The sequence below is a fragment of the Sphingobium sp. ba1 genome, from assembly GCF_000743655.1.
Taxonomy (GTDB): domain Bacteria; phylum Pseudomonadota; class Alphaproteobacteria; order Sphingomonadales; family Sphingomonadaceae; genus Sphingobium.
The window spans coordinates 1,678,298-1,684,572 of the sequence record NZ_JPPQ01000069.1 but is presented as its reverse complement, the minus strand read 5'-3'; the positions used below and the strand labels follow the sequence as shown (position 1 = coordinate 1,684,572).

Annotated in this window: 6 protein-coding genes; 3 read left to right on the top strand and 3 right to left on the bottom strand. The window is 59.8% G+C overall.

Annotated features, from left to right (window positions below; genetic code table 11):
• The 3 genes from IL54_RS22995 to IL54_RS11165 all read right to left on the bottom strand — a co-directional run.
• The coding region (locus tag IL54_RS22995; RefSeq protein WP_237748858.1) for an MFS transporter at positions 1 to 1,187 on the bottom strand (1,187 nt) is incomplete at its 3' end.
• Positions 1,184 to 1,990, bottom strand: coding sequence for an SDR family NAD(P)-dependent oxidoreductase (locus tag IL54_RS11170; RefSeq protein WP_076605501.1), 807 nt, complete (start codon positions 1,988 to 1,990; stop codon positions 1,184 to 1,186). The genes IL54_RS22995 and IL54_RS11170, both read right to left, overlap by 4 nt.
• Positions 1,987 to 2,883: a hypothetical protein gene (locus tag IL54_RS11165; protein WP_037475644.1), complete on the bottom strand. Its 897-nt coding sequence runs from the start codon at positions 2,881 to 2,883 to the stop codon at positions 1,987 to 1,989. Before IL54_RS11165 ends, IL54_RS11170 begins: the two co-directional genes overlap by 4 nt.
• 175 nt (positions 2,884 to 3,058) lie before the next feature.
• Here IL54_RS11165 and IL54_RS11160 point away from each other — a divergent pair, with 175 nt between their 5' ends.
• The 3 genes from IL54_RS11160 to IL54_RS22990 all read left to right on the top strand — a co-directional run bounded on the left by IL54_RS11160 (position 3,059) and on the right by IL54_RS22990 (position 6,154).
• On the top strand, positions 3,059 to 4,528 hold the full coding sequence (locus tag IL54_RS11160) for an aldehyde dehydrogenase (protein ID WP_037475643.1): 1,470 nt from the start codon (positions 3,059 to 3,061) through the stop codon (positions 4,526 to 4,528).
• Between the two features lie 271 nt (positions 4,529 to 4,799).
• The gene (locus IL54_RS11155; protein ID WP_156106191.1) at positions 4,800 to 5,252 is read left to right on the top strand and encodes a hypothetical protein; all 453 of its coding nucleotides are present in this window, start codon (positions 4,800 to 4,802) and stop codon (positions 5,250 to 5,252) included.
• A gap of 311 nt (positions 5,253 to 5,563) precedes the next feature.
• Positions 5,564 to 6,154 carry a tyrosine-type recombinase/integrase gene (locus IL54_RS22990; RefSeq protein WP_076605500.1) on the top strand — a complete coding sequence of 197 codons (591 nt, stop codon included), beginning with the start codon at positions 5,564 to 5,566 and terminating at the stop codon, positions 6,152 to 6,154.
• Positions 6,155 to 6,275: the final 121 nt, after the last annotated feature.

The window sequence follows — 6,275 nt, the reverse complement described above, 5'->3', positions numbered from 1 at the left end:
GCGAAGAGGAAGAAGCCGCCGACGCTGATGCCCGACGCGATCAGCCATCCGCCGACCATCGGCCCGCCGATCGCGCCAATGCGCGCCACCGCGACGCCAAAGCCGATGGCCGTCGCCATATAGCGGGCGGGGAAGAAATCGGTCGCGATCGCGATGAGGGCGAGGTGAACGCCCGCGATGGCCCCTGCGGACAGGAACAGCAATATGCCCCAGATCCAAGGGTCCGGCTTTACAAAGGAGAGGCCAAGAAATGCCAGAACGATGGTCGTATAGGCCGCGCTCAGCACGAAGGTCACCCGGCTCTTATCCACCAATTTGGCGATCAGCAGGCCAGCGACAAGGCCACCGAGATTGACGATCGACATGAAGCGGGCGGAGAGATCGACTGAGAAGCCGGCCTGGGGCAGCAGTGTTGGTATCCAACTGCTGGTCAGGTAGATGGCAAAGGCGTTGAGGCCGTAGATCAGCACGAAGATGGCGGTCGCGACGAGTAGCGGCGGGCGCAATATGTCCAGCAGCTGGCCACCCTTGCGCACGGGCCTGGCGGCTGCCGGTTCGTCCTGCCGTTCGGGTAACATGCCCTTGCGCGGGAACAGGAAGAACAGCGTTACCGCAAGCAGGACCGTGGCGATGCCGGGCAGCAAAAAGATGGCGCGCCAGCCGCCGAACGACACCAGCAGCGGCACGACAAGGCCGGATGTAATGCCGCCAATGGCGATGCCCAGCGATACGATCGTGATCGTGCTCGCTCGCTTGCCCTCCGGCGCCCAAAGCGCGACCTGTGCGGTGACGTTGGGGAGGCAGGCGCCGAGCATCAGTCCGGTCAGCAGCCGCCAGACCGAGAAGCCGGTCACGCTGGTCGCAGTGGCCGTGCCCATGGTTGCCAACCCGATCAGCGCGACGGTGACGATGATCGTCGGGCGACGACCATAGCGATCGCCAATGGGCGCGAGGAGAACCGCGCCAGTACCCAGCCCAACGAGGACGGCGGAGAGCGCGAAGCCGAAGCTGGCCGCCGGAATGCCCAGCTCGCGCACGATGTGTGGCAGCGCGAGCGGGAGAGCGGCCAGATCATAACCATCGACGAAGAGGATCATCGCGCTCAGGATGAGGCCGAGCAGCAGCCTTGCGCCAAAGACACGGGCTGGCTCGACCATGGGCAAGGCAGCGGCGCTTTTTGCGGTCATGCGCTTTGCACCTGTTCAGCGAGCATGGCGGGCAGATCCCAGTCGATATCGAGATAGCGGCCCGAAAGCGCATCGAAACGCCCTGACGCGAGATCGACAGCCAGCGATTGCAGCTTTTTGCGCGCGGCGGCGCTGTCTTGCGGCGTGATGCTCTCCAGCAGCGCGACAAGCGGCGCGGCATGCGCGCGGGCATTGGGCGAGGCGAGTGTCTGGCTCGACATCTCGGTCAGGATCGTGCCGGGCTGAATGGCAAAGGCGCGGATGGCCCGGCCTGCCTGCTCGGCATCCAGATGCTCGGTCAGGCGGATGAGGCTGGCCTTGGCGACGGCATAGGCTGAGGCGTTGGGCGCAACGAAGGTTCCGGCTTGAGAGGCAATATTGATGATGCGGCCATGATTTGCCGCCTCCATGCCCGGCAAGGCGCGCGTCGTGCAGAGCAGCGCGCCAAGAAGATGGACGCTCTGCGCGCTCCACCAGTCGGCAACATCGATATGACCGATCGGACCGATTGGACCCTGCACGCCGGCATTGTTTACAAGGATGCTGATGGGGCCAAGTTGCTGTTCTGCGCACGCGAAGGCTGCATCCACGCTGGCGCTATTGGTCACGTCGCAGGCGACTGCGATGGCGCGGCCGCCGCGCGCGTTCAGATCGGCCGCCACCTTGGCGATCTCCCGTTCCGACCGTGCGGCGACCGCCACGGCCGCGCCAGCACCAGCCAGCGCCTCGGCAATGGCTTGTCCGAGGCCGCGCCCTCCGCCGGTGATGAAGGCGACTTCACCCTGCAACCTTGGGGCCGTCATGGCCGATGGCCTGTGATGCCGTCCCACGGGGAGGGCATATGATAGGGGACGGTGATGAAATTGGCCTCGATCTGGCGGATGGCGTCTTCCTCAATGCGGAACAATTCTGACATGTAAAAACTGTGCGGACGGCGGATGTGGGATTCGATCTCGGTGCCATCTGTCAGCTTGTAATAGGCGAGGCGGCCACAATGATCGATGAAGCCATGGGCGAAGACGAGGCCGCGCTCCTCGTCGATCAGCGGGAAGCGGCGGCCACGCAGGCGATCATCATAGCGATAATAGCCCATGCGGAACTGCTCTTCGCAGCCGAGATGGGCATTTACGAGCGGGAAATCGGGGTTGTTCGTGGTCAGCACGCCATTTTCGACACGCTCGCAATCGGGATGGAAGCGGGTGAAAAGCTGCCCGTCATTCTGTTCCAGCGTCGAAAAATAGCCGTCGGCGATCGCCCTCAGCCGCTCGCGCGTCATACGCTTGTCGATCGGGATTGCGCCGTCGAAGTCGGGCTTGGGTTCGAAGCGCGGGTTGGGGAAAACCAGCGCTTCATCGACCTGGCGGACGATCAGCATTTCCACTTCCGTAATCGCGTCTTGCCCGTTCACGCCGATGCGCAATGCCATCGCTGAAACATGCTGGGTTTCCTGCACAGTGGTGAACAGGCCGACCTGGCCGGTCGTGCAGTCGGCAAAGCGCAGATCATAATCACCGCGCCCAGTGATCGTGCCCCACAGGCCGTCGCCGATCGCCAGTTCGACGTTATTCTCGGTGGCCCGCACCATCGGCGCCCAATCGACCTTGGTGGGATCGCGGGCCACAAGCGCGGCGAGATAGTGATCCAGTACCGCGTAGAGGCGCTCGCGCGTCCAGGCCGCGATCAAGGCGTTTCGCATTATCCTCTCCCGATGGGATGTGCCGATGCCGCTCTTTGGGCGGTTAATGATAACGAATGATATGATTACGCCATGCCATATCTCCACTGTCAAGCACCGAATGGCACGTCAATGCGGTTGAAATAATAATAACGTTCGTTATTATTATGCGCAGAATCGAGGAGAGGACAGCAAGATGATACCCCACGACATCCGCATCGCGCACCCCGACAAGCTCTATATCGGCGGGCAATGGGTGGAGTCCGCAGGTGGAAAGTCGATCGAGATCGTCTCCCCCAATAGTGAGGATGTGATCGCCCGCGTGGCCGAGGCGGTCGAGGCGGATATGGATCGTGCGGTCGCCGCAGCGCGCAAGGCGTTCGATGAGGGGGCATGGCCAACGCTCAGCCCTGCCGAGCGCGGTGCGCTGGTGCGCCGAATGGGTGAGGAATTGCAAAAGCGGGAGCCGGAGCTGGCGCGCGCGTGGACGCTGCAGGTGGGCGGCCTGGCAAGCTTCGCGCCGATCATGACTGGCGGCGCGACCGCCAGCTTCATGCAGATTGCGGGCTATGCCGACAGCTTCACGTTCGTCGAGCGGCGCCCGTCCTTTCAGGTGGACACCGCCATCGTCGCCTATGAACCCACAGGCGTCGTGGCGGCGATCGCACCGTGGAATGCGCCCTATGGCATTATGGCGAGCAAAGTTGCTTATGCACTGGTGGCGGGCTGTACCGTGATCATGAAGCCGTCGCCGGAGACGCCGCTGGAAGCCTATATCATGGCCGAGGCGGCGCAGGCCGCTGGCATCCCGGCCGGCGTGGTGAATCTGGTTTGTGGTGGGCGCGATGCATCTGATCATCTGGTCAATAATCCCGGCATCGACAAGGTGACCTTCACAGGCTCCACCGGGGCGGGAAAGCGCATCGGCGAGGTCTGTGCGAGCCGTATTGCGCGCTGCACGCTGGAATTGGGGGGCAAGTCTGCCGCGATCGTGCGCGACGATTTCCCGATCGAGGTCGCAGCCGCCATTTTGGGCAATACCATAACGATCATGAGCGGCCAGGTCTGTGCGATGCTGAGCCGCGCAATCGTCCCCAGGAAGCGCCATGACGAACTGGCCGATGCGATCAAGGCCGTGATGCAGCGCATCCGCATCGGCCATAGCGAGGATGTGGCAACGCAGCTTGGGCCACTCGCTATGAAGCGACAGTTGGAGCGCGTCGAAGACTATGTCGCGATCGGCAAGGACAGTGCGGACCTCGTTACGGGGGGCGCCCGGCCTACCCATATGAACAAGGGCTATTTCATGGAGCCGACCTTGTTCGCCAATGTCGATAATCAGAGCCGCATTGCGCAGGAAGAGATTTTCGGGCCGGTGCTGTGCCTGATTCCGGCGGAAGATGAAGAAGACGCGATCCGCATCGCCAATGAAAGCAATTATGGCCTCAATGGTTCGGTCCTGACCAATGATGTCGATGCGGCCTACCGCATTGCTCGGCGTGTTCGGGCAGGCGGCTTTGGCCAGAATGGCATGAAGCTGGAATTCGGCCTGCCATTTGGCGGGTTCAAGCAGTCCGGCATTGGCCGCGAGGGTGGCGTTGAGGGGCTTGCAGCCTATCTGGAGAGCAAGACGATCTTGCTCGATGGTGCGCCGACGGCTCTATAAACCAGCGCTAGCGGGAAAATCTCCGGCTTGAATCGATGCAGCTGATGATCGGGCGCAACGTCCCGTCAGGCGTTCGCTAGGTCGGTTCAAGCAGGTAAACAGGAAGTTGCGTAGTGAGCCGACCCGGATTTGCCGGAGGCTTAAGCTTCTGAGTAAGTTTGGTGTGGCCCGACATTCCGCTCGACTTTGCGCTTATGCGCCAGCGCGGGCCGATGTCGGTGAGGATTTCCCACTTCGTGGGTATGTGGTGTGCGGGGGTTGCTGCCGTTCCTTGACGGCCAACTGGACCAAGGGACGCAACGGTAAATACCCTTACTACCTCTGTCGTCATCGCAGCTGCGAGATGTGGGGCAAGTCCGTTGCCCGGACGAAAATCGAAGAAGCTTATGAGGCGCTGCTTCGTGCCATCATTCCGACCGAGGAAATGTTCAACGCCCTCATGTTGCTGTTCAAGAAACGCTGGAGCGAGAGCGAATCCCGCACCAAGGAAGAACGCCCGTCTCTCAAGATACAAATCGCTGCGACCGAGAAGAAGATCGGACATCTGCTGGAGCGGATTGTCGAGACCAGCAACGAGTCAGTGATCAGCGCCTACCAGCGCAAGGTCGAAGATCTAGAGCGGGAGAAGCTGGTTCTGATCGAAAAGACTGCGCGTTGCGGCACTGCTCTTGGCAGCTCCGACGCAACTTTTCGAACCGCGTTTGATTTTATCGCAAACCCTTGAAATATTTGAAAATTAGATGTTTGGCAGAGAAGAGAACAGTGCTGAATCTCACCTTGGCATCGCATCTGGTATGAGCCTGGAATTAAGGTGTTCGAACCGCCTAATTGTCCTTATATTTCAAGGTTTTACAGGACGAAAACGAGGCGAAAGTGATAATGGCGGAGAGGCAGTCTGCCCTTTTATGTTCCTAGACGAACACATCTAGTCCATTTTATGCTTATTAGTTAATAGCTTATAATATTTTGCTTCCAAATGGTTCCTGCATATTCCGGCACGTTGCGAAAAATTATGTTGGGCGATATGTGGGGTGAATGTCTGGAATAAAGCCCCTTGGAAAGCACGCTGAAAAGCGTCTTAGCGCAGCCCGTATAAGAGCTATTTCTGATCCCGGCTTCTATGGCGACGGGCATGGACTATATTTGAAGGTCGATCCTTCCGGCGCGAAACGATGGATACATCGTATCGTGATACAGGGAAAGCGACGGGACATCGGCCTTGGCCCTGCATCGCTTGTAACGCTTTCAGAGGCCCGTGAGATGGCCCTAGAGAACCGAAAGAGTGCGAGGGCAGGCAATGACCCCATTGCGGCAAAACGGCTCTCTAAAGCCATCCTATCGTTCAAGGAAACCGCGCAGCAGGTTCACGACCTGAACAAACCCACCTGGCGAAATGAGAAGCATGGACAGCAATGGTTGAACACGATGGAAACCTACGTCTTTCCATTTTTTGGATCGAAGCAAGTTAGCAGCGTTGATAGCGCCGATGTGATGGCAGCCCTTACGCCTATTTGGAATAGCCACCCTGAAACAGCCCGTCGCGTTAAGCAGCGGATAGGCACCGTCTTGAAATACGCGATGGCGAAAGGGTGGAGGAACGATAACCCAGCCGATGCCATCACATAAGGCCTGCCCAAACACGATCGATCGAAGGTGAAGCATCGGGAAGCGCTGCCCTATGACAAGGTAGCCGATGCCATCGCGAAGGTTCACGCAAGCGATGCCAATGCAGTGTGGATCGGCGTGC